The 22819-nt window shown below is 75.5% G+C and carries 12 protein-coding genes; 4 read left to right on the top strand and 8 right to left on the bottom strand.

What is annotated here, in order from left to right:
• Window positions 1-164: 164 nt before the first annotated feature.
• Window positions 165-1124 (bottom strand): NAD(+) diphosphatase, encoded by a 960-nt coding sequence (nudC, locus tag CXR44_RS23915; protein WP_101788325.1) that lies wholly within the window; start codon window positions 1122-1124, stop codon window positions 165-167.
• A gap of 186 nt (window positions 1125-1310) precedes the next feature.
• Between nudC and CXR44_RS23910 the strand changes: the two genes are divergently transcribed.
• The 4 genes from CXR44_RS23910 to CXR44_RS23895 are packed head-to-tail and all read left to right on the top strand — an operon-like array spanning window position 1311 to window position 6588.
• Window positions 1311-2447, top strand: coding sequence for an ATP-grasp domain-containing protein (locus CXR44_RS23910; protein WP_101788324.1), 1137 nt, complete (start codon window positions 1311-1313; stop codon window positions 2445-2447).
• Window positions 2444-3973 (top strand): IucA/IucC family protein, encoded by a 1530-nt coding sequence (locus CXR44_RS23905; protein ID WP_101788323.1) that lies wholly within the window; start codon window positions 2444-2446, stop codon window positions 3971-3973. Before CXR44_RS23910 ends, CXR44_RS23905 begins: the two co-directional genes overlap by 4 nt.
• Complete coding sequence (locus CXR44_RS23900; RefSeq protein ID WP_101788322.1) at window positions 3974-5518, top strand: IucA/IucC family protein; 1545 nt, start codon at window positions 3974-3976, stop codon at window positions 5516-5518.
• On the top strand, window positions 5515-6588 hold the full coding sequence (locus CXR44_RS23895; RefSeq protein WP_101788321.1) for a type III PLP-dependent enzyme domain-containing protein: 1074 nt from the start codon (window positions 5515-5517) through the stop codon (window positions 6586-6588). Before CXR44_RS23900 ends, CXR44_RS23895 begins: the two co-directional genes overlap by 4 nt.
• Here CXR44_RS23895 and CXR44_RS23890 read toward each other — a convergent pair.
• The 7 genes from CXR44_RS23890 to CXR44_RS23855 all read right to left on the bottom strand — a co-directional run bounded on the left by CXR44_RS23890 (window position 6548) and on the right by CXR44_RS23855 (window position 22816).
• Window positions 6548-9853 (bottom strand): ATP-dependent helicase, encoded by a 3306-nt coding sequence (locus CXR44_RS23890; protein ID WP_101788320.1) that lies wholly within the window; start codon window positions 9851-9853, stop codon window positions 6548-6550. The two genes, CXR44_RS23895 and CXR44_RS23890, sit on opposite strands and share 41 nt — an antisense overlap.
• A complete protein-coding gene (locus tag CXR44_RS23885; protein ID WP_101788319.1) occupies window positions 9847-13143 on the bottom strand; it encodes an ATP-dependent helicase in 3297 nt (1098 codons plus the stop codon). The genes CXR44_RS23890 and CXR44_RS23885 overlap by 7 nt, the downstream gene beginning before the upstream one ends.
• A 400-nt stretch (window positions 13144-13543) precedes the next feature.
• Window positions 13544-18310, bottom strand: a complete 4767-nt coding sequence (locus CXR44_RS23880; RefSeq protein WP_245899366.1) for a cation-translocating P-type ATPase — start codon at window positions 18308-18310, stop codon at window positions 13544-13546.
• 144 nt (window positions 18311-18454) lie between these two features.
• Entirely contained in the window at window positions 18455-18985 is a 531-nt protein-coding gene (locus CXR44_RS23870; protein ID WP_101788318.1) for a hypothetical protein, read from the bottom strand.
• A 204-nt stretch (window positions 18986-19189) separates the two neighbouring features.
• Complete coding sequence (locus CXR44_RS23865) at window positions 19190-22042, bottom strand: CDP-glycerol glycerophosphotransferase family protein (RefSeq protein ID WP_245899365.1); 2853 nt, start codon at window positions 22040-22042, stop codon at window positions 19190-19192.
• A gap of 91 nt (window positions 22043-22133) precedes the next feature.
• Window positions 22134-22469 carry an MGMT family protein gene (locus CXR44_RS23860; RefSeq protein ID WP_101788317.1) on the bottom strand — a complete coding sequence of 112 codons (336 nt, stop codon included), beginning with the start codon at window positions 22467-22469 and terminating at the stop codon, window positions 22134-22136.
• Window positions 22457-22816, bottom strand: a complete 360-nt coding sequence (locus CXR44_RS23855; RefSeq protein ID WP_101788316.1) for a hypothetical protein — start codon at window positions 22814-22816, stop codon at window positions 22457-22459. The genes CXR44_RS23860 and CXR44_RS23855 overlap by 13 nt, the downstream gene beginning before the upstream one ends.
• Window positions 22817-22819: the final 3 nt, after the last annotated feature.

Here is a 22819-nt window from a genome sequence, read left to right as displayed (position 1 = left end):
TCTTTCTCTGTTGATGCCCGGCGATATGTGTCGCCCATAACCATTCCGAGAACCGCCGGCGTGTTTTCCAGTGCATTCGCAAACCAGGAATTCGGGCGGTTTCGGGTGGTGCGGTTTTCCGGGCCTCCACGCCTCGTTCACGGCACCGAGGGCTGTGTGAGGGGTCACCAGTCGCCGGTGAGAGGGGCGCCGTACCAGGTCTCGATGAGGCGGCGGGCGATGGAGACCGGGGGTGGCAGGCGCACGTCGCCGGAGGCGAGGGCGGCGGTGAGGTCGGCGCGGGAGAACCAGCGGGCCTCGGCGATCTCGTCGGCGTCGGGGACGATGGTGGTGGTGACGGCGTCGGCGAAGAAGCCGAGCATGAGGCTGCGCGGGAAGGGCCACGGCTGGCTGCCGAGATAGCGCGGGTTGGTGACGGCGACGCCGACCTCCTCGGCCACCTCCCTGATCACCGCGTGCTCCAGCGACTCGCCGGGCTCGACGAAGCCGGCCAGGATCGACATGCGGCCCTGCGGCCACTGGGGGCCGCGGGCGAGCAGGCAGCGGTCGTCCTGGTCGCGGACGAGCATGATGACGGCCGGGTCGACGCGCGGGAAGTGCTGGCTGGCGTCGATCGGACAGACCCGGATGTGGCCGCCGGCCCGGACCTCGGTGCGTGCGCCGCAGCGGGGGCAGAACTCGTGGGTGGCGTGCCAGGCCTCCAGCGCCACCGCGTAGACGAGCAGGCCGGCGTCGCGGTCGCCGAGCAGGCCGCCGACCTGGCGCAGCCCCGCGGCGACGGTGACGTCCTCGGGGGCGTCGTGCAGGCTCATGGGGACCGTGACGCGCCCGTTGGCGCCCGGGTCGGCCTCGCCCGGCGTGGGCACGGGCAGCGGGGCTGCCACGGCGAAGTAGGCCACCTCGCCCTCCACGCCGAGAAGGTAGCGCTCGCCGGGTGGCGCCTCGGCGGTGCCGAACAGCTCCGCGCGCACCTCGTCGCCGACCCGCCTGACGAGTGTCCGGCCCTCGTGGATGACGAGGGCGCGGGTGGTGGGCGCCGCCCAGGCCCGCTGGAGCCAGTCGGCGTCGGCGCGCAGCGCCGCGGACCGGTCGATCGTCCCGCGCGCCAGGAGCAGCGGCCCCATGAGTTGCTCTTCCGCCCTCGTGCGCACGCGCCCACCCTTCCCCGAATCCCATGTCATCCTATGGCCCCGGAGTTCGCGCGGGACCAGGGACGGATTGCCGCGTCCTGGCCCGGGGGTGATCGCGAACGGGCTAGGATCACATGGTTAGGTAAGCCTAACCTGATCATGCTTCGGGGGTGCCACGCGTTGCGGCTGTACCTGACCGCGCTCAAACCGACCGACTCGGTGACCGACGGGTTCCTTCCGGCCGCCCGCGCGCTGGGCTGCGAGGTCACGATCCTCACCGACCGGCCGGAGCGGCATCCCGGCGCCGTCGGCTGCGACGTGCGCGACCCGCGCGCGCTCATCGACACGGTCGCCTCCCTCGGCCGGCCCGCCGCGATCTTCTCCAACTCCGACCACCTGCAGGTGGAGACCGCGCTCGCGGCGGACTACTTCGGGCTCCCGGGCAAGGACTGGCGGGCCTGCCTGGCGGCCAAGAACAAGTTCCTGACCCGCCGGGCCCTGGCCGAGGCCGGGGTCGAGCGGGTCTGGTCGGTACGGCTGGCGCCCGGCGACCCGGTGCCGGACGGCGTCCCGTACCCGGTGGTGGTCAAGCCGCGCGAAGGGGTGGCCAGCGAGGACGTCGTGCTGGTCGAGGAGGACCTGCCCCGGGCGGTGGCCGGGATCAGGCGGCGGCGGCCCGGCGAGGCGCTGGTCGTGGAGGAGTACCTGGAGGGACCGCTGCGCACGCTGGAGACGCTGGGCGACGCGTCGGCGACGCGGGTGCTGGGCGGGTTCGCGACCACGCTGGGCCCGCTGCCGCACTTCGTGGAGGAGCGGCTCGACTGGTCGCCGGACGGGCCGCACGACCACGTGCTGGCCGCGCTGGCGGCGCTCGGCGTGGGGTTCGGGGCGTGCCACACCGAGTACGTGCTGACGCCGGCCGGGCCGCGGATCGTGGAGGTGAACTACCGGGTGATCGGCGACCACTGCGACTTCCTCCTGGCCGACCTGCTCGGGGTGCCGTTGTTCGAGTGGATCCTGCTGGCGCACCTCGGCGAGCCGGTGCCCGACGTGCCCGGCGCGGCGGGGCACGGCAGCGCGGTGAGCCTGGTCGCCGACCGCTCCGGCACGATCACCGAGGCCCCGGCGGCGGAGGCGGTGACGCGGGACGGCGTGCGGCTGTGGCACCGGCCGCTGCGCGCGGTGGGCGAGGTGGTGGAGCGGACCCACACCAACCGCGACTACCTGGGCGTGATCCGCGCGGTGGGGCCCGACCGCGACCGGGTGGAGGCGGCCGTCGCCGGCTACCGGGCGGCCAGACCCTGGGTGATCGGATGAGTCCTCGGGAGGCGTACCTCGCGGCGCGGGTGCTGGACGCGCTGCTGCGCGAGGACTACGGCCGGCTGTCGGACCGGGTCAGCCGCGGCCGCGACGGGGTCGGGCTGGTGCTGGCCGGCGGCCGGACGGTGCGGCTGGCGCCGGGCGGGCTGTTCCAGGACTTCGTGGTGGCCACGGGCGAACGGCTGGCGTTGCGCGAGGTGCTCGCCACCCTGGCCGAGGTGGCCGATCCGGCCGACGCCGAAGGGGTGGCGGCCTTCGGTGAGGAGTGCGCGCAGGCGTTGCGCGCCTGGGAACTGCACGACGACCGGGCGGCGGCGGTGCTCGCCGGCGGGCCCTCGTACGAGACGCTGGCCGCGTTCGCCGACCATCCGGTGTACCCGACGGCCCGTGCCCGGCTGGGCCTGACGGAGGGCGAGCTGCTGGCCTACGCGCCGGAGTTCGCGCCGTCGTTCGAGCTGCGGTGGGCCGCCGTGCCGCGCGCGATGCTGCGTGCGGGCTCGGCCGAGCTGCCGGCCGACGTCGCGCCGCCCGACCTGGCGGTGGGCGCGGACGAGACGCTGTTCCCGGTGCATCCGCTGGCCGCCGGGGAGGTGGCGGGGATCGACGGGGTACGGCTGCTGGACGCGACCCGCGTGACAGTACGGCCGACGCTGTCGATGCGGACCGTGGAGGTGACCCCGCGCGCGCACCTGAAACTTCCGCTGCCGACCAGCACGCTGGGGGCGCGCAACCGCCGGTCGATCAGGCCGGGCACGCTGGAGGACGGCGCCCGCGCCGAGTCGCTGCTGCGCCGGCTCGCCGATCCCGGCGTGCTGGTGGCCGGTGAGCAGACGTACGCGCACGCCGGGCACGAGTACCTGGCGTGGATGGTGCGACGGCTGCCGGAGGGCGTCATCGTGCCGGTGGCCGCGCTGAACGCCCCCGGGGTGCTCCGCGGGCTGGGCGACGTGCCGGGCGTTGACCCAGTGCCGGGCGGTGAGCCGGGCGGCGTGCTGGCCGGCTACCTGCGCGTGCTGCTGCGGTGGAACGTGCGGCTGTTCGTCAGGTACGGCGTGGCGCTGGAGGCCCACCAGCAGAACCTCGCGCTGGTCTTCCACGACGGGACCATGAGGCTCCTGATCAAGGACAACGACGGCCTGCTCGCCTCCCCCGCGAGGCTGGCCGCGGCCGGGATCGAGGTGCCGGCCTTCGCCGACGAGCGGATGCTGACCGACGACCCGCACGCGCTGGCCGACGTGTTCGTGACCATCACCCTGCACCTGGCCGCCGCGGCGGTGGCGTTCGGCGCGCTGCCGTACCGCCAGGCCGCCGCCCTGGTGCGCGCCACGCTGGCCGAGGCCCTGGACGAGTACGGCGACGACCCGATGGCCAGGCTGCTGCGGGCCAGGACGCTGGAGGCGGCCCGGCTCACCGGCAAGTCGATGATCACCGCCGGGACGCTGGTGGCCAAGGAGCGGACAGGCGCGCGGGACGTCAACAAGTTCTACGGCACCAGCGGGCCCAACTACCTGAGGAGAGCTTGAATGCACGGTCTGGTCCTCGACGCGCCGGGGTCGCCGGCTGAGGAGGCGACGCTGGCGGCCCTGCTCCGCTGCTGCGTGCGGGAGGTGGCCGGGCCGCGCGGGCTGGTGTGGCCGGCGCCGCCGTACGTGCTGCTGCGGGTGGGCGGCGTGCTGCTGCGGGCGCGTACGCGTGGCGGCGCGGCGCTGCGCCTCGACGGGCCGCCGGAGCGGCTGGAGGCCGGCTTGTGGCGCCCGCTGACGTCGGACGAGCTGGTCCGGCTGGTGGAGCTGGAGCTGTCCGCGGCGGGCGGCAACGAGGAGTTCGCCGGGCAGGTGGCCGCCAGCAGGGAGGCGGTGGCGGCGATCCTCCGGGCGCGGGCCGCAGCGGCGCCGCCGGCCGACCCGTGGCTGGCCTCGGAGCAGGCCCTGGTGTTCGGGCACCCGTTCCATCCCAGCCCGAAGGCGCGTGGTGGTGACCGCTGGCTGCGCTACGCGCCGGAGGCGCACGCCGAGTTCCCCGTGCGGCTGCTCGGGGTGCGCGCCGACGTGCTGGCCGAGGAGGGCGACGCGTCAGCCCTGGACCTGCTGGGTGAGGCGCCGCCGGGCTACCGGCTGCTGCCCGCGCATCCGTGGCAGCTCGACCTGCTGCGCCCGGCGCTGGGCGACGAGCTGGTCGATCTGGGCGACGGGCCGCCGGTGGCGCCGACGTCGTCGGTGCGCACGGTGTACGCGCCGACGGCGGGGGTGTGCCTGAAGTTCAGCCTGGACGTGCGGATCACCAACTGCGTGCGCAAGAACGCCTGGTACGAGCTGGCCGGAGCGGTGGAGCTGACGGCGCGGCTCGGGCCGGTGGTCAAGGAGGTGGCGAGCAGGTTCCCCGGCACGCGGTGGCTGGCCGAGCCGGGCTACCGCTCGGCGCGCCTCGGGACGCGGCTGCTGGAGGGGCTGGGGGTGATCGTCCGTGAGAGCCCGTGGTCGGTGTGCTCCCCCGGCGTCGTGCCGGTCCTGGCGGGCGCGCTGGCCGCCGACGGTGCCGCCCGGCGTGACCCGCTCGGCTGGTGGAGCGCGTACGTGTCGGCGGTGGCGCCGCCCGTGCTGGAGCTGTTCTTCGCGCACGGCGTGATCCTGGAGCCCCACCTGCAGAACGTCCTGATCGGCCTGGACGGCGACGGCATGCCGCGCGAGGCGGTCTTCCGCGACCTGGAGGGCACCAAGCTGGTCGCCGGCCGGCACGACCTCGCCGGGGTGCCGGAGCGGGTGGCGCGGGCGATGACGTACGACGCCGAACGCGGCTGGGCCCGGGTGGTCTACTGCCTGCTCGTCAACCACCTCACCGAGATCGCGGCCACGGTGGCGGCGCCCGGCGGCGACGAGGTGCTGCGCGAGCTGTGGCGGGCCGCCCGCGACATCCTGGACCGGCAGGCCGGCGAGCTCGGCCGGCCGGAGCCGCTCTCGGACCTGCTGGCCGGAGCGCCGCTGCCCGCCAAGGCGAACCTGGGGGTGCGCTGGGCCCGCGCCGCCGACCGGGCGGCCGGCTACGTGCCGATCGCGAACCCCCTCGCATGATCACGCCCACCGTGCGGGACGCGGCCCCGCGGCTCGGCGACGTGCCCGCCTACCTGTACGACCTGGCCGCCCTGGACGCCCACGCCGCCGCGGTGCGACGGGCGCTGCCGGAGGTCGAGCTGTACTACGCGGTCAAGGCCAACCCGGACCCGGAGCTGCTTCGGGTGCTGGAGCCGTACGTGGACGGGTTCGAGGTGTCGTCGGCCGGCGAGCACGCCCACGTGACGGCGCTGTTCCCCGGCGGGCGGCTGGCCCTGGCGGGGCCCGGCAAGACCGACGCGGAGCTGCGCCTGCCGCACCACCGCGTCCACGTCGAGTCGCCGAACGAGCTGCGGCGCCTGCTGGCCACCGGCCTGGAGGCCGACGTGCTGCTGCGGATCAACCCGGGTCTGCCGGTCGAGGGGGCGGCGCTGACGATGAGCGGCCCGTTCGGCATGGACGAGGCGGGGGTGGCCGAGTGCCTGCCGCTCTTCACCGCGCGGGTGCGGTTGCGCGGCCTGCACGCGCACCTGGCGAGCGGCCTGGACGCGCCCGCCCTGCTCCGCCTGGCCGAGCGGCTGCTGGACACCCCGCACGACGAGGTCAACCTGGGCGGCGGCATGGCCGTGTCCTACACGGCGCCGGACGACGTCTTCGACTGGGCCGGATACGGCCGGGGCCTGGCCCGGCTGCGCCGCCCGGGGCAGCGGGTGCGGATCGAGCCGGGGCGGGCGCTGACGGCCTACTGCGGCTCGTACGTGACCCGGGTGGTGGACGTGAAGCGGGTGCGCGGCGCGGCGTTCGCGATCCTCCTGGGTGGTACCCACCATCTGCGCACGCCGGTCGCCAAGGGGCACGACCAGCCGTTCGCGGTGCTGCCGACGGGTGACGGGCCGGGGGTGGCGGACGAGCCGGTCACGCTCGTCGGGCAGCTGTGCACCCCCAAGGACGTCTTCGCCCGTGACGTCGTGACCTCGGTGCGGGTGGGGGACACGGTGGTCTTCGCGATGGCCGGCGCCTACGCCTGGAACATCTCCCACCACGAGTTCCTCATGCACCCCCGTCCGAGCTTCCACCACCTGCGGGGGTGACCGGCGCCTGGTTCACCGGCACCGACTCGACGAGCGCCACCAGGCCGTCGGCGTCGAGCAGGTCCACGGGGCGGACGGTCCGGTTGGCGCGCACGTAGTGGAAGGCGGCGCTGACGCGGTCGAGCGGCACGCCCGCCAGGTGCGACCAGGCCAGCCGGTAGGCGGCCAGCTGCACGGAGGCGGCCCGCGCGGCCTTGCCCGTGGGCGGCTCGCCGGTCTTCCAGTCGACGACCTCGTAGCGGCCGCCGGGCAGCTCGAAGACCGCGTCCATCCGGCCGCGCACCAGCCGGTCGGCGATCATGGTCTCGAACGGGACCTCCAGGTCGAGCGGCCGGCGTTCGGCCCATTCGCTCTCCTCGAAGCGTTCCTGCAGCTCCGCGAGCCGCACGTCGGCCTCCTCGATCTCGTCGACGAGGTCGAGGTCGAAGTCGTCGAGCAGCCGCTGCTGGTCCCAGCGCGTCTCCAGCCACTTGTGGAAGGAGGTGCCGCGGCGCGCCAGCGGAGCCGGCTTGACCGGGACCGGGCGGCGGATCCTGCGGGCCAGCTCGCGGGCGTCGGCGGCCAGCGTGACCAGCGACGACACGGTCAGCTTCGACGGCAGCTCGACGATCGTGCCGGTGCGCCGCCGGTGCTGCTCGCGCTCGCGCAGCAGCAGGTCGGTGTCACGCTCCCAGGCGCGGATGCGCTCCTCCTCGAACGCGCGCACCGGCTCGTCGTCGGCGGCGGCGGCCAGGGTGCCCGCCAGCGCGTCCTCGACCAGGCGGGCGCCGTCGAGGACCGACTCGTAGCGCAGCCCCTCGGGCGTGACCGGCCAGACGGCCTCGGCGGGCTCGGCCAGCAGCGGGTTGGTCTCCCCCTCGCGCGGCTCGGGCGCCCAGAAGGCCACCTTGTCGGCGCTGTCGCGGATCTCCAGCAGGAAGTCGGACGGCTCCAGCGGCCTGGACGCGCTGCCCCAGCGGAAGCCGGAGGCGATGAGGTGGTAGTGGGCCCGGGTGACCGCCACGTACGCCAGTCGCCGTTCCTCCATCAGGTCGCGTTCACGGCAGCTCTCGTCGAACGCGGCCAGCTCCTCCTTGGTCAGCCCCGTCAGCCGCGGCAGGTCGGCGACGTCGCCGCGCAGCGGGTAGGGCAGCTTGCGCGGGTTGTCGGTCCAGCGGCTGTTGGTCACCGGCGTGGCCGGGAACATGCTGCCGGTGGCGATCGTGCCCTTGGAGCTGATGAGCTGCGACAGGCCCGGCACGACCACGACGGGCCACTCCAGGCCCTTGGAGGCGTGCACGGTCATGAGCTTGACGCTGTTGCTCTCACCGACCCGGCCGGCCTCCAGCCCGAACTCCTCGCTCTCGGCCGCCTGCAGGTAGGCGAGGAACGCCCCGAGCGTCGGGTCCTCGGAGTCGCCGGCGAAGCGGGAGGCCGCGTCGAGGAACGCGTCGAGGTCGGCCCGGGCCGCGAACGCGCTGACCGTGCCGCCGCGCGCCGCCACCTCGATGTCGAGGCCCAGCCGCCGCTCCACCTCGGTGATCAGGTCGGGGAGCGGCTGGGCGGTGTGCGCGCGGAGCTGGCGCAGCTCGTACGCCAGGCTGACCAGCCGGGTGCGGGCCAGCGGCGAGAACGCCTCCAGCCACTCCTGCCGGTCGGGCAGCTCGTCGAGCGCGTCGACCAGGCTGCCGCGCTCCTCGGCGAGGTCGGCGACCACCTGGTCGAGCGGGTCGCGCTCGTGGCGGCTCTCGCGGGCCTCGCGGGTCAGCTCCCTGGCGTACTCACCGAGCACCCGCAGATCGGCCGGTCCGATCCGCCAGCGCGGGCCGGCCAGCAGCCGGGCCAGGGCGTCGCCGGCCGTCGGGTCGTAGAGCACGCGCAGGGTGGCCACGATGTCGCTCACCTCGGGCACGGTGAGCAGGCCGCCCAGGCCCACCACCTCGACCGGGATGTCGCGCTCCTCCAGCGCCCTGCGCAGGGCCGGGAACTGCGACCGCTTGCGCGCCAGGATCGCGACGTCCTGGGGCTGCAGCGCGGGTGTCTTCTTGCGTTCGCCCTCGCCCCAGGGCAGGCCGTCGGGCGCCACCTCCTGGCCGAGCATCCTGGCCAGGCCGTCGGCGATCCAGCGCGCCTCGTCCTCGGCCGTCTCGTGGAAGGCGCAGGTGACACGGCCCCGGTCCACCCGGTTGGGCCCGGGAACGAGCACGGGCACCTCGCGGGCCTCCATGCGCAGCGGGAGCTGCACGCGGGCGGCCACGTCGAGGACCCGGTCGCCGTTGCGGAAGCTGACGCTGAGCTGCCGCACCGGCGCCGGGTCGCCGGCGCGGGTCCGGAAGTCGGTGGGGAAGCGGCGCAGGTTGCCGGCCGAGGCGCCGCGCCAGCCGTAGATCGACTGGCAGGGGTCGCCCACGGCGGTGACCGGGTGGCCGTTGCCGTACAGGCTCTTCAGCAGCACGAGCTGGGCGTGGCTGGTGTCCTGGTACTCGTCGAGCAGCACCACGGAGAAGCGCGACCGCTCGATCTCGCCGACCTCCTTGTGGCCCGCGGCGATCCGCGCGGCGAGAGCCATCTGGTCGCCGTAGTCGATGACCTCGCGGGCGCGCTTCAGCCGTTCGTACGCCTCCACCAGCGGCAGCAGCTCCTCCCTGGCCGCCTGGACGGTGAGCGGGCGGCGCTGGGCGAGCGTGGTGCGGCCGGTGAGCCGCCCGTGCAGGCCGTCCAGCCACTCGCCCACCCGGCGCACGTCGGCGGCGGTGCGCAGGTGCTCCGACAGCTCGCCGGCGAGCTCGAGCACGGCCGCGGTGACCGACGGCGGGCCCAGCTCGACGCGGTCCATCGGCCCGTCGTACCCGGCCACCACCCGGGAGGCGAGCTGCCACGACACCGCGGGGGTGACCAGGCGCATGGTCGGCTCCAGCGCCTCGCGCAGCGCGTGGTCGGTGACCAGGCGGGCGGCGTAGGCGTGGTAGGTGGAGACTGTCGGCTCGTCGTCGAGCAGCTCCGGCTCGACCAGGCCGGCCTCGGCGAGGCCGGTGAGCCGCTCGCGGACGCGGTTGGCCAGCTCGGCGGCCGCCTTGCGGGTGAACGTCAGGCCGAGCACGTTCGCCGGCCGGACCAGGCCGCGCGCCACCAGCCAGACGACCCGGCCGGCCATGGTCTCGCTCTTGCCTGAGCCGGCGCCGGCCATGACGACCATGGGTTCGAGGGGCGACTGGATGACGTCGGCCTGCTCGGGGGTGGGCGGCAGGATGCCGAGCTTGCCGGCCAGGTCGGCGGGGGTCAGCACACCTGGCCCCCGCTGTCGTTGACCGGGCAGCTCGCCTTTGCGGCGCAGGTGCGGCAGCCGTCGTTGGCCTTGGCCTGGAAGAAGGGGCCGGACATGCCGATCGCGACCGTGTCGACGAGGTCGCGAGCCCAGCCGGGGTTCGGGTCGTCGGCGAGGGCGCCCTGGCGCTGCTCCAGCGCGTCGTTGCGGCCGGCCGCCTTACCGAGCTGGACGAGGGCGGCGCCGCCCGGCTCGGTCATGCCGTGCCGGGCGAACGCGCCGAGCACGGCCGCGAGCTGGTAGACGCCGAGCTGGGGGTGGCGGTCCAGCTCGCCCGCCCTGGGCTTGGAGCCGCCGGTCTTGAGGTCGATGATCACGGCGCGGCCCTCGGAGTCGCGCTCGACCCGGTCGACGCGGCCCTTGATCTGCACGCCGTCGCCCACCATGGCGGTGAAGCCCTCCTCCAGGGCGACCAGCTCGCGGGGGTTCTCCTTGTGCCAGCGCACGAACTTGGCGATCATCTGCTCGGCGACCTGGCGTTGCTTGCGGTTGAACCAGACGCCGCCGAAGTCGAGCTCGTTCCAGATCTCGTCCAGGCGCCTGCCGAGCAGGTCCTCGCTGGGCAGGTCGGTGGCGGCGAGCACGGCGAGCGCGTGGATGATCGTGCCGAGTCCCTGGGCCGAACTGGTGCCGCCGGCGCCGACGGCCGTCTCCAGCAGCCAGCGCAGGCCGCACTTGGTGAAGCTCTCCACGGCCGACGGCGAGATGCTGACCGTGTCGTCCGGCCAGCTCAGCGGGCGGTCGTCGGTCATCGGGGTCAGGGCGTACCACTCGTTGGGGTGGGCGCCCTGGACGCCCGCGGCGGCGAGCCGGGCGAGGTGCCTGGCCGCCGTGCGCCTGACCCTGGCCGGCCTGGTGGGGTCGGTGACGGCGCTCCTGAGGTCGGCGACCAGCGCCGACATGGTGAGCCAGCGCGCCCGGTCGTCGACCGTGGCCGTCTCGACAGCGCCCGGCATCAGCTCGGTGAGGAACCTGGACGGCCGCTCGTCGGTGTCCTCGCCGCCGACGGCGGTGACGACGAGCCGGCGCCTGGCCCGCGTGGCGGCCACGTAGAACAGCCTGCGCTCCTCGGCGAGCAGCTTGGAGGACAGGGACGCCGCGCTGGGGTCGGCCCCCTCGACGAGTTCGACCAGGTCCTCGACGCCCAGCATCGAGCCGCGCAGCCGCAGGTCGGGCCAGACGCCCTCCTGGACGCCCGCGACCACGACCACGTCCCACTCCAGGCCCTTGGACCGGTGGGCGGTCAGCACGCGGACCGCGTCGCCGTCGGGGGCCCGCTCGGCCAGCGTGTCGCCCGGGATCTCCTGGGAGGCGAGGTCGTCGAGGAACACCTCGGGCCCCGCCTTGGGCATCCGGTCCACGAACCTGGCCGCCTGGTCGAACAGCGCCACCACGGCGTCGAGGTCGCGGTCGGCCTGCGCGCCCCTGGCGCCGCCGGACAGGCTCAGGTCGGTCCACCGCTCGGCCAGGCCGCTCGCCTGCCAGACGGCCCACAGGATGTCCTCGGCGCTGCCCTGGGCCCGCACCGCCTCGACGGCGGTGGCGAGCAGCTTGCCGACCCGTTCGGCGGGCAGCGCGATGTGCGGCTCGACGCGGGTCAGCTCGCGGGCGTCGCGGAGCGCGGCGACCATCAGCTCGCCGGACGCGCGCCGGGCCTCGTGGTCGTCCGGCACGGCCTCGTTCTCGGCGATCTTCAGGGCGCGGCGCAGGCGACGCACGCCGATCATGTCGGTGCCGCCGAGGGGGCCGGTGAGCAGTTCCTCGGCCACGCCCTCGTCCAGCGCCCCGGGGTCGAGGGCGACCCGGAGCATCGTCAGCAGGGGGCGGACGCCGGGCTCCTGCGCGATCGGCACCTCGTCGCCGGCCACCATGGTGGGCACGCCCGCGCTGACCAGGGCCCGCCGCAGCAGCGGGACCTGCCTGGACGCCGAGCGCACGAGCACGGCCATCCGGTGCCACGGCACCCCGTCGATGAGGTGGGCGCGGCGCAGCGCGTCGGCCACGACCGCAGCCTCCTGGCTCGTGCTGTCGGCGAGCAGCACCCGCGTCTCGCCGGGGTCGATCTCGGGCAGGCTCAGCAGGTCACGGTGCCCGAACGGGCGCCGCACGGACGCGCCGGGCGCGGGTGGGGCGGTGGCGGTGGCGGTGGGCAGGGGCGCGGGTGGGGCGGTGGCGGTGGCGGTGGGCAGGGGCGCGGGTGGGGCGGTGGCGGTGGCGGTGGGCAGGGGCGCGGGTGGGGCGGTGGCGGTGGCGGTGGGCAGGGGCGCGGGTGGGGCGGTGGCGGTGGCGGTGGGCAGGGGCGCGGCGGGCAGGCGGGCGGCGAGGCGGCGCGAGGCCTCCAGGAGGTCGGCGCCGCTCCGGCGGCAGACGCGCAGGGCCAGGACGGGGGCGTCGCGGCCGTCGAGCGTGCGGAACCGTTCGGGGAACTTCAGGATCCCGCGCACGTCGGCCCCGCGGAAGCCGTAGATCGACTGGTCGGGGTCGCCCACCGCGACGAGGTCGCGGCCGTCGCCCGCGAGCTGCTGCAGCAGGAACTCCTGGGCCGGGTCGGTGTCCTGGTACTCGTCGACGAAGACGGCGTCGTGCGCCGCTCGCTCCCGGCGGCGCACGTCGGGGTCCGCGAGCAGCCCGGCCGCCGCCCTGATCAGCTCGGCGTAGTCGAGCGCCGGCTCGGGGTCGAGGTCGAAGCGCCGCTGGTAGCGGGTGGAGAAGCGGCCCGCGGCCACCCAGTCGGCGCGGCCGTGGCGCCTGCCGAGCTCTTCGAGCCGCTCCCCGTCGAGGCCGCGCTCGGCGGCGCGGGACAGGAAGTCGCGCAGCTCCTCGGCGAACCCGCGGGTCTTGAGCGCCTCGCGCAGCGACTCGGGCCACTCCCGGGCTCCGTCCTCCAGCTCGCCGTGCAGCAGCCGCCGGATCTCCAGGAGCTGCTCCGGTCCGGTGAGCAGACGCGGCGGCGCCTCGCCGGCGAGCACCGCCTCGCGGCGCAGCAGCGCGTACGCGTAGCTGTGGAAGGTGAGGGCGAGCGGGGTCCTGGTGGTGCGGCGCAGCCGTGCGGTCACCCGTTCGCGCAGCTCGCCGGCGGCCTTGCGGCTGTAGGTGAGGATGAGGACCCGCTCCGGATCGACGCCGCGGTGCTCGATGCGGTCGACGACCGACTCGACGATGGTCGTGGTCTTGCCGGTGCCCGGCCCGGCGAGCACGAGCAGCGGGCCGCCGGGGTGCGCGACCACGGCACGCTGATGCTCATCGAGCACAGGGGGCTCGACGCGTCCCGTGTCCCCGCGCCGCACCAGCCGCCAGGTCTGACCACTCACAGCACTAGATTCCACCAGACCACAGGGGTAGATCGTGCCGTGTTGACCGGTCTTCCCGCGAGATCCGCCTACCGTAGCGGCGCGGCGGGCCGATGTCCCGCCGACACGCCGCAGGCCGGGGCGGGTGCGGGCGTCTCGGGCCGGATCCGGGCGGCTCAGGCGGCTCGCCGCAGCACCGCGACGAAAAGGGCGTGGAGCAGGCGCTTCACGAGCGCCTCCAGGAGCATGAACGCCGCCTTCGCGAGCACGGAAGCCATGAATCCGGACATTAAGCACCTCTAGGGGGAGAGTAAGGCTTTAGTGGCAGATTTCACCATAAAAGTGGCGACTTGGGTACGGCCTACCTGACCGGGCGGTGAACCCTGGCCGACGCCGCCCGTTCCACCAGACCCGCGACGAGGACCGCGACGGCGGCGCAGCCGAGCCCGATCCCCCAGCCGACGGGGCCGATCGGGCGACAGCCGAACAGGCCGCTCAGACCCGGCACGGACACGGCGGCGGCCAGCACGGCCAGCGACGACAGGGCGGCCAGCAGCACCAGCCGGTCCCGGCCGCCCACCGCGAGCGTCTGCAGGAGCTGCGCCCCCACCAGGCCGACCAGCCCCACCGTGTCGGCCCTGGCGCGGGTGCCCGTCATGCGGGCCAGCAGCCATGCCGCTCCTGCCGCCCCCGCGCTGGTGACCGCCCGCAGGCGGATGTCGCGGCTGAGCGCGGCCCCCAGCGACGCCTCGGGACCCTCGGCCAGCAGCCTCTCCGGGCTGGACGCGCCCGGCGCGCGCACGGCCACCGCCATCGCGGGCAGCATGTCGGTGAGCAGGTTGACGAGCAGGAGCTGGCGGGCGTTCAGCGCGCTTCGGCCGGTCAGCAGGCTGGAGCCGAGCGTGAAGGCGATCTCGCCGATGTTGCCGCCCAGCAGCATGCCGAGCGCGTCGCGGACCGACCCCCACATGGCCCGGCCCTCCACGATCGCGTCGATGATCGTCTCGATGCGGTCGTCGGTCACCACGATGTCGGCGGCGGCTCGCGCGGCGGGGGTGGCCTGCGGTCCGAGGGCCACCCCCACGTCGGCGAGCCGGATCGCCGGGACGTCGTTGGCGCCGTCGCCCGTGACGGCCACCACCCTGCCCGCCCGGCGCAGGCCGGCGACGATCCGCGCCTTGTGCCCGGGGGTCACGCGGGCGAAGACCGCCACCTCGGGCAGCACCTCGGCCAGCGCGTCGTCGTCCAGCCGGTCGAGTTCGGGGCCCGTCATCACCCGCCGGCCGTTCAGGGCGTTGATCTCGGCGGCGATGGCCTCGGCCGTGCTCGGATGGTCACCGGTGATCATGACGACGCGGACGCCGGCGCGCATCAGGCCCTCGACGCTGCGCTTGGCGGTGGGACGCACCGGGTCCGCCAGGCAGAGGAACCCGAGGAGGCGCAGCCGGTCGATCCGGGACTCCTCCAGGTCGGCGCGGCTGGAAGCCTCGCGCTCGGCGACCGCGAGCACCCGGTGCCCCTGCCGGGCCAGACGGTCCACCTCCTTCGCCAGCTCGCGCCTGACGCCGTCGTCCAGCGGGTCCGTGCCCGTCCCCCGCGCCACGCCCGCGCAGTGGGTCAGCACCGCCTCCGGAGCGCCCTTGACGCTCAGCAGGCACCTGCCGTTGGCCAGGCCCAGTACGGCGTGGTAGCCGCGCGCCGGCTCGAAGGGCAGCTCGTCGGTCCGCCGCCAGCCCTCCTGCGTCACGCCCAGGCCCCGGGCTCCCGCCACGACGGCGCGATCGGTGGGGTGGGGGACGGCGCGCCCGTCCTCGTGGCGGGGGCAGGCACGCAGCGCGGCGGCGACGACCGCCTCCAGCTCCGGCGTGAGCTCCCCCACCGGCCTGTCCGTCCGCCCGTCCGACACCCGGGCGAGCGTGATGCGGCCCTCGGTGAGGGTTCCGGTCTTGTCGAAGCAGAGCACGTCCACCCGGCCGAGCGCCTCGATGGTGGACGGGTTGCGCACCAGCGCGTCGCGGGCCGACAGCCGCTTGGCGGACGCCAGCTCCGCCACGGTCGCCACGAACGGGAGCCCCTCCGGCACCGCCGCCACCGCCAGGCTCACCGCCGGCGCGACGGCCGCCGCCACCGGCGTGCCGCGCAGCAGCTCGATCAGCATGAGCAGCACGCCCGAACCGATGGACGCCGGCAGGATCCGGCGGCTCAGCGCCCGCAGCCTCAGCTCCACCCCGCTCGGCGGCGGCCCGGCCGCCGCCAGGCGCGCGGTCCGGCCCCACTCGGTCGACTCGCCGACGGCCACCACCGCGGCGAGCCCGTGCCCGGCCGCGACCGTCGTCCCCCGATAGACCATCGAGGCGCGGTCGGCGATGGCCGCCGCCGCCGTGGGCGCCGCCGTCTTGACGACGAGCTGCGACTCCCCGGTGAGCGCCGACTCGTCGACCTCCAGGCCCGCCGCCTCGATCAGCCTGCAGTCGGCCGGTACGGCGTCGCCGGCGCGCAGCTCCACCACGTCACCGGGCACCAGGTCGTCGGGCACGGCGGTCATCGCGCCGGCGGGCCTGCGCAGCCGTACCGGCGGGGCGGTGACGCGGGTCAGGCGGTGCAGGGCCCGGTCGGCGCCCCGCCGCTGGGCTCCGCCGAGCAGGGCGCCCGCTGCCATCACACCGGCGATCAGCCCCGCGTCCAGCACCGAGCCGACCGCGGCCGACATGCCCGCGCCGGCGGCGAGGACGGGGGTGAGCGGGTTGGCCAGCTCGCTCACGCAGGCACGGGCCAGCGACCCGGCCCCCTGCGCCGCCCGGCTCACCGCGCCCCCGCGCGACCGCGGCGCTCCGTCCGCACGGCCCGCCACGCCTCGACCCGGTGCGGTGGGTTCGGCGGGGGAGCCCGTCGTCCTGCGGTGGTGGGCCTGCGTCTCGGTCAGGCCGTGCGGCGAGGTGCGCAGCCGGTCCAGGACGTCCTGGACCGGCATGGCGTGCCACGGCGTGTGGTCGGCCGGGATCGGCGGCGCCTGCCGGGCGGCACGGCGGCCCGTCCACGCCCCGGCCGCCAGCGCGGCCACGGACGTGCAGTCGGCGGCGAGATGTGCCCGCCGCAGGGCGTTCCGGGCCGGCCCGACGGCCGCCAGCCCCGCCCCGACGACCGCCCCTGTGGCGGCGACCCGGACACCGCGCCTGGCGGCCCTGCGGGCGTGCGGGAGGCAGCTCAGCAGCAGGTGCGCCCCGTCGAACCCGCCGATCACGTCGGCGTCCCACGGCACACGCCCGGCGCCCTGCGACCCGGCCGCGCCCTCACCGGTGCCCGGCAACCCGGCCCCGCCCTCACCGGCGCCCGGCCCGGCGCCCGGCAACCCGGTCACACCCGGCCCGCCCCCGCCTGGCCAACCTCCGCCCGGCCCGGTTACACCCGGCCCGGTTACACCCGGCCTAGTTACGCCCGGCTCCTGTCCGGTCAGGACGCCGATGGCCAGGTCGGCCTGGACCAGAGCGCGCCGCCAGCGTCGGGTGACCACCGCCACCCCGTGTCCCTCGGCCTGCAGGGCCCGTACCGAAGCCGCCAGCCGCGCGCCGCCCGGCACGGTCCGCTCGACGCCGAGCCGCCCGGCCAGCCCGGCGTCTCCTCCGGCCAGCACCACCGCGCAGGCGTCCCCCGGCGCGGCGGCCACCGCCGCGGCGAGGGGCGCCGGTTCGGGCGCCAGACCCACCAGCGCCACCGCCGTCCCGTGCCGGGCCACCATGACCGGCCGGACCCCCTGCCGCCGCCACCCGGCCACGTCGGCCCGTCCCGTCGCCTCCGGCGCACCGGCCCGCGCGTCCGGCGCCCGGCCCCGCCGCGCCGCGACGGCCCGCCCCGCCAAGGTGACGGCCCGCGCGTCGGAGGTGACGGGCTCGGCCGTCCAGCCGTCGCGCTCGCGGCGCGCGCCGGGGTCCGTGAGGTCGAGGAGGGAGTACAGGCGGACATGCAGCTCGTCCCGGTCCACGCCCGGATCCAGGGGGACGACGCCGTGGACCGCCCACCGGCCCGTCGTCAGCACGCCGGCGTCGAGGACGACCGTGTCGACGCGGTCCATCCGGTGCAGCGCGTGGTGATCCAGCACGATCGTGCCGCGTCCGGCCAACGCGCGGACGACGGCGCCGGTGAACGCCTCCCTGCCCAGCCGCGCCGCCCGGGGCGTGGCGGCGACCAGCACCGGCAGCGCCCGCCGGCGGTCGGCGCCGACGACGGCCGTGAGACCCTGCGCGGCGAGCGCGGCGGGACTCGCCGCGTCCGCGTACCGCTCGACGGGGCCGCGCGGCAGCCTGACCGGGCGCGGCGTCACCGCCATCCGGATGTGCCGGTACGCACCCGGCGCGGCGGCCAGCTCCTCCTCCCGTGACTCCCAGGCACGACGGCCGGCGCGGGCGTCGAGGTACCGGCCCGCCGCGGCGGCCGAGTCGATGAGCAGCGCGACCGGGCGCAGGGCCAGCGCATGGGTGACGACGCGGGTGGAGGCCAGCAGCGCCTCGGCCGTCTGCCGGCCGAGGCGTTCCTCGATCTCCCGCCGCACCCGCGGGGTGTGCTCCACCAGCCCGGTGATCGCGGGTACGACGGGCGGCAGCTTCGGGACGCGGGCGACCTGACCGGCCAGCGCGACCCCCACGCCGACCAGGTGCAGGCCGAGGCTGACGGCGGCACGGGCCTGCTGCTCCACCCCGTCGAACAGCCTTCCCCCGTCGCTCCCCTTCTCGGCGCAGGACCCGTCCTCCTCGTCGGCGGGCGTGCTGTCGGTGGCGGGGGGTCCGTCCGCCGCGGCGACGCGGTCGAGTTCCTCCACCACCGCCACGAACGCGGCCACGGATCCCTCGTCGAACCCGTCCGCCGTGTCCGCCTCCCCCGCGGCGTCGCGGCCGACGAAGACGCAGCCGAGCGCCCCGTTGACCTCCGCCCGGTCGGCCCCGGCGGCCAGCAGCCGCTTCTCCAGGGCACGGGCGGCGCGTTCGGTGCCCGGGCCGCCGAGGGCGCGCAACTCGATGCGGACGCCTCCGGCGCACTCCCGCACCAGGCGCGGGCGGGGAAGCAGGTCGCGTACCGGGTCGGGGAGCATGGTCAGCAGCGTGCCGGTGGCGAAGCGGATGCCGGGCAACCGCATGTGCGCTCCCCTCGATGGCGGTGGTGACGGGCCGGGGGGCGTCTTCTCGGGTGGACCGGAACCGGAAGGGCTGGGGAGTTCCTGTCCGGTCGGCCGGGAACGGACCGGCGGGGGTCTCGCTCTGGTCGGCCGGGAAAGAGCGGGCTAGGTCTCCGCCTTGCCGGTCTTCTTGCCGCGCGAAGCCCTCGCCCCGGCGTCGCGCTCGGCGGCCTGGGGGCGGACGGCGTCACCCGCGTCACCGGAGTCGGCCGCGGGCACCGCGCCGTCTCTCTCCGTCGGCTCCAGTGCGGGGGTGCCGGCACGGGCCGACGCGGGCGCCTGTCGCGGACCGGCCGAGAACTCCGCCGACTCCTTCGACCGGGCCCGCTGCGCGATCACCGTCCCCGCCCCGATCGCCGCCGCGACCGGCCACTCGATCACGCCCGCCACCGCGAGCGCGCCCAGCGCCCCGTAGTACGCCACCCTCTCGGGCGGCGGCAGCAGGGACCTGGCGACGTCCACCGCGTGCCCGACCTCCTGCCGGTTGACGCGCGGCATCGCGACGCGTGGCCTGGGCAGCCGGAGCTCCGGAGGGTGGATCCGGACGGTGACCATCGGCAGCTCCAGCGTGAGCTCGCGGGCGGGACCTGCCGCCGTCCGGGTGGTGGCGGACGGACGCGGCTGGGCGGTGGTCATGTTCCCTCCTCCGGGCCGAGCTGCTCTCCGTCTCCTTATCCCCGCGCTGGAGGGCGTTTCATGCCTGATACCGGCCTTTTGACCCTTTCGCGACCGTCTCGGGCAGCACATCCCCACCTGGACAGGCCGGATGGCGGAACCGGAGTCGTGACCGGCCCGCGATGGCCGCCGTCGCCCGGCGGGTGTCCTCCGCCGGGCGGGCCGCTACTTCCAGATGTGGTCGACGACGCGGGCCGTGGCCTTGCCGTCGTCGCGCGGAGCGAAGGTGGCGCGGAAGGCGTCGTAGCGGTCGGCGTGCGCCTGGGCGACCTCGTCGATCGAGCGCAGGGCGTCGATGACGTCGGCCGACGTGGACAGCACCGGGCCGGGGGCGATCTCCGGCAGGTCGACGTACAGGCCGCGCTTGGTGGAGTACTTCGGCAGGTCGTAGGCGTAGAAGACCATGGGACGCCCGGTGGCCGCGAAGTCGAACATGACGGAGGAGTAGTCGGTGACCAGCACGTCGGCCACCAGCAGCAACTCGGCCATGTCGGGATAAGTCGTTACGTCGTGGGCGATGTCGGGAACGGCGGGCATGGCCTGCATCGGGTGCGCCCGTACCAGCAGTTCGTGGTCGGCCCCCAGCTCGACCCGCGCCTTGGCCAGGTCGAGCTTCACCATGGCGTTCTTGCGGTCGTAGTCGCGCCACGTCGGCGCGTACAGCACGACCCGCTTGCCCTCGACCAGCCCCAGCCGCTCCCGCACCGCCGCGGCCAGCCGGTCGCGGTCGGGCGAGGTGAGCACGTCGTTGCGCGGCAGCCCGCTCTCTAGCACCTCGCCCTGGTAGCCGAACGCCTTGCGCAGCACCGGCGTGGCCCACGGCGACTGCGACAGCAGCACGTCCCAGCCGCGCACCTCGGTGGCCTGCCGGTGCCAGACCGGCGGCCGGGGATCGCGCTGCATGTGGGCCTGGTCGTTGCCGATGTGCTTGGCCGGGGTGCCGTTCCACGTCTGCAGCACCACCTGGTCCTCGCGCGAGCGGAACCAGACGGGCAGGAAGGAGTTGGTCACGATGTAGCGGGACCTGGCCAGGGCGGCGTGGTGCTCGCGGCTGCCCGCCCGCACCACGGTCGCACCGTGCGGCGGGACGAACGCGCCGTCCTTGACGATCCAGATGTGCTCGCGGTCGTCGCCGCGCCGCAGCCGCTCCTCGTAGACGGCGCGGACGCTGTCGGCGTAGAGCCGGCCGTCGTTGACGACGTAGACGGTGGCGTCGGTGAGCGGCTCGGTGCGCTGGGCCGGGTAGAAGACCCGCCGCAGCACGTGCGTGCCGGCCACGCCCTTCTCGTCGGCGGGCCGCTCCTCCTCGACGGTGACCACGGGCACGTCGAAGCGGGTGGACACGATCCGGTAGGCGCGCCCGCCGAACGAGCGGGGGTCCTCGTCGAGGCCCGGGAGCGCGGCGTGGTCCATGCGCAGCGGGACGATCTCGCCCGAGGGATGGCGCAGGGACAGGTTCCAGGTGCCGGAGGCCAGCGGCACGCTCTCGCCGAAGCGGTCCATCGCCGACGGCGTGAGCCGGACGGTGAACGTCTCGCCGTCGCGCTCCATCGGCAGGCCGTACATCAGGCCCGAGCGGTGCCGCAGCGAGACCGTGCGCGGACCCGCCGCGTCGGGGTAGCTGCCGCGCAGGACCAGCGTCGAGCCCTCCCAGACGGCCGAGGTGATCGCCGGGCGGATGCGGTGGGCGGAGACGATGACCCGATCGCGGCGGTCGCCGAGCACGGTGATCTCGCGATCTCCGGAGACGGCCCTGGTCTCTCCCGAGTCGCCCAGCATGACGGACGCCGCCGGGTCGCCCTTGGGCTCCACCCACAGCCGCCGGCCGTCCTTCTCCTGCAGCAGGGCCGACACGGCGAGGCCGACGACGACCTCGGTGCCGCCGCTGACGGGCGTGAACTCGGCCGCCATCCGGTGCCCGCCGAGCCGCGCGTGCCCCTTGGTCACGGTACGGCCGGACAGGAAGATCCGGAGTTCGAGGCGTTCGTCGGCGATCGTGGCGGAACGCAGCTCGGCCCGGTTGGGCTGGAGCACCACCTGCAGGGCGCGGTCGGACGTCCACACCGGGCGGACCCACCAGCCGGGCCGCAGCCGGAGCCCGGCGGGCCGCTCGGGCCGGCCGATGGACGAGCCGCGCAGCAGGCCGGTGGCCCGGGCGCCGCGGCTCCAGAAGACGATTTCGGCACGCCACGTCGTCGTGTCGTGGACGGCCGGGCGGTGCCGCATCCGGCGCCGGACCGCCGAGACGACCCCGCGCACCGCGCCGCGCCAGCGCAGCGCCCGCGGGCTCAGGTCGGCGGTGAAGCCGGACCAGTCGTAGTTGCAGCCCGGCTCGCGGGCCCCGTGGGTGGCCTCGGGCGCGAGCACCCGCCGGGTGCGCAGCCGTACGGGCGGCAGCCAGCGCGGTCCGCGCAGCACCACGGTCGCCCGGTTGAACCGGCGGCTGCGGACCGAGAGCCCGGCGAGGTAGGCGAAGCCGGTGATGCGCAGCCTGCCGTCGACCCACTGGATGTCGTCGATGTGGGTGACGGGCACCATGTCGGCGCGCCGCAGCCTGAACAGGGCGGGCGGCAGCTCGTCCTGGAACGGCAGGTCGGCGTACCAGCGCAGGCCCTTGCGGATCCGCTTGGACGGCTCGGCCGCGGCGGCGACGACCTTGGCCAGGGTGTCGCCGTCGGCCAGCTCGTCGTCGGGCCGCGTCTCGATGAGGTGGCAGATGACCCGCCGGGCGACGGGCAGCTCCCGCTTCACGGCCGGGTCGACGGCCGCGAGGTAGGGGCGGATGAGCGTGAGGAGCTCACGCCTGCGGGCGGGACCGCGTTTGACGGCGAGGTCCATCCGCGAGCCGAGCGGCCCGCTGAGCACCTCGGCGTCGAACGCCGGGTCGCGGCCGCCTGGACCGACCGCGCGCATGACCGCCTCGAGCGGCTCGCCGCGGTCACACAGATCCTGGACCGCCTTCAGACGGTCGGCGGCGGATTCGCCGCCCGGGCTCTGGGCTGTGACGCCGGTGGCCATCGGGGGGCACCGCCTTTCCGCCGTCATTCTCTTGCGCCCATGCTAAGGGGAGTCGGGTGGCACAGATCCCCACATGGGGGGAATCGGCAGGTCAATCACGTTTCTGTGAATCCGCTGAAGGCCGGTCGTCCCGCCCGTCCCAGCGCGCCCGCCGCATGTCGGCCCGGTCGCCCCGCACCGGGGTGCCCTCCTCGCGCCAGCGGGCCAGGCACTCCTCGCGGTGCTCGGGGCTCGCGCCGGAGCCGTCGGCGTGCACCACCCGCCACCACGGCACCGCGCCGCCCCAGAGGGACATCACCCGCCCGACCTGCCGCGGCCCGCCCTCGCCGAGGTATTCGGCGATGTCCCCGTAGGCGAGCACCCGTCCCGGCGGGATGCGCTCCACCACGTCGAGCACGCGCTCGGCGAAGGGGTTCAGGCCGTCCACGCGGCGGGACCCGCCTCGATGATCTCGTCGAACTTGCCGATCTCCATCGCGCTGCCGCCGGTCCACACCTCGACGACGCCGTCACGGACGGCGTAGCTCTCGCCGTCCTCGCCGACCAGCCGGGCGCCGAGCACCGCGGCCAGCCGGACGAGCTGCGCCACCTGCCAGTCGGAGCCGGGCTCCCCCACCACCTGCTCGCGCCACCGTCCGACGGTGTGCGCCGCGCCGCCGTGCCTGGCGACGATCTCGTACGACTCGTCCAGCTCGAACCCGGCCGGCACGATCGCCTTCGCGAGGTCGGCGAAGGCGATCGGCGCCTGCCTGACCACGCGCAGCTCGTATCCCATGAC

The organism is Nonomuraea indica, assembly GCF_002850745.1.
In the GTDB taxonomy this organism is placed as follows: Bacteria; Actinomycetota; Actinomycetes; order Streptosporangiales; family Streptosporangiaceae; genus Nonomuraea; species Nonomuraea indica.
This window is presented reverse-complemented; position numbering and strand designations above follow the sequence as displayed.

Excerpts from the sequence above, each read along its gene's own strand:
- nudC (WP_101788325.1), bottom strand. The coding sequence starts at position 1,124 with ATGGGGCCGCTGCTCCTGGCGCGCGGGACGATCGACCGGTCCGCGGCG.
- CXR44_RS23905 (WP_101788323.1), top strand. The coding sequence starts at position 2,444 with ATGAGTCCTCGGGAGGCGTACCTCGCGGCGCGGGTGCTGGACGCGCTG.
- CXR44_RS23900 (WP_101788322.1), top strand. The coding sequence starts at position 3,974 with ATGCACGGTCTGGTCCTCGACGCGCCGGGGTCGCCGGCTGAGGAGGCG.
- CXR44_RS23895 (WP_101788321.1), top strand. The coding sequence starts at position 5,515 with ATGATCACGCCCACCGTGCGGGACGCGGCCCCGCGGCTCGGCGACGTG.
- CXR44_RS23880 (WP_245899366.1), bottom strand. The coding sequence starts at position 18,310 with ATGCGGTTGCCCGGCATCCGCTTCGCCACCGGCACGCTGCTGACCATG.
- CXR44_RS23870 (WP_101788318.1), bottom strand. The coding sequence starts at position 18,985 with ATGACCACCGCCCAGCCGCGTCCGTCCGCCACCACCCGGACGGCGGCA.
- CXR44_RS23865 (WP_245899365.1), bottom strand. The coding sequence starts at position 22,042 with ATGGCCACCGGCGTCACAGCCCAGAGCCCGGGCGGCGAATCCGCCGCC.
- CXR44_RS23855 (WP_101788316.1), bottom strand. The coding sequence starts at position 22,816 with ATGGGATACGAGCTGCGCGTGGTCAGGCAGGCGCCGATCGCCTTCGCC.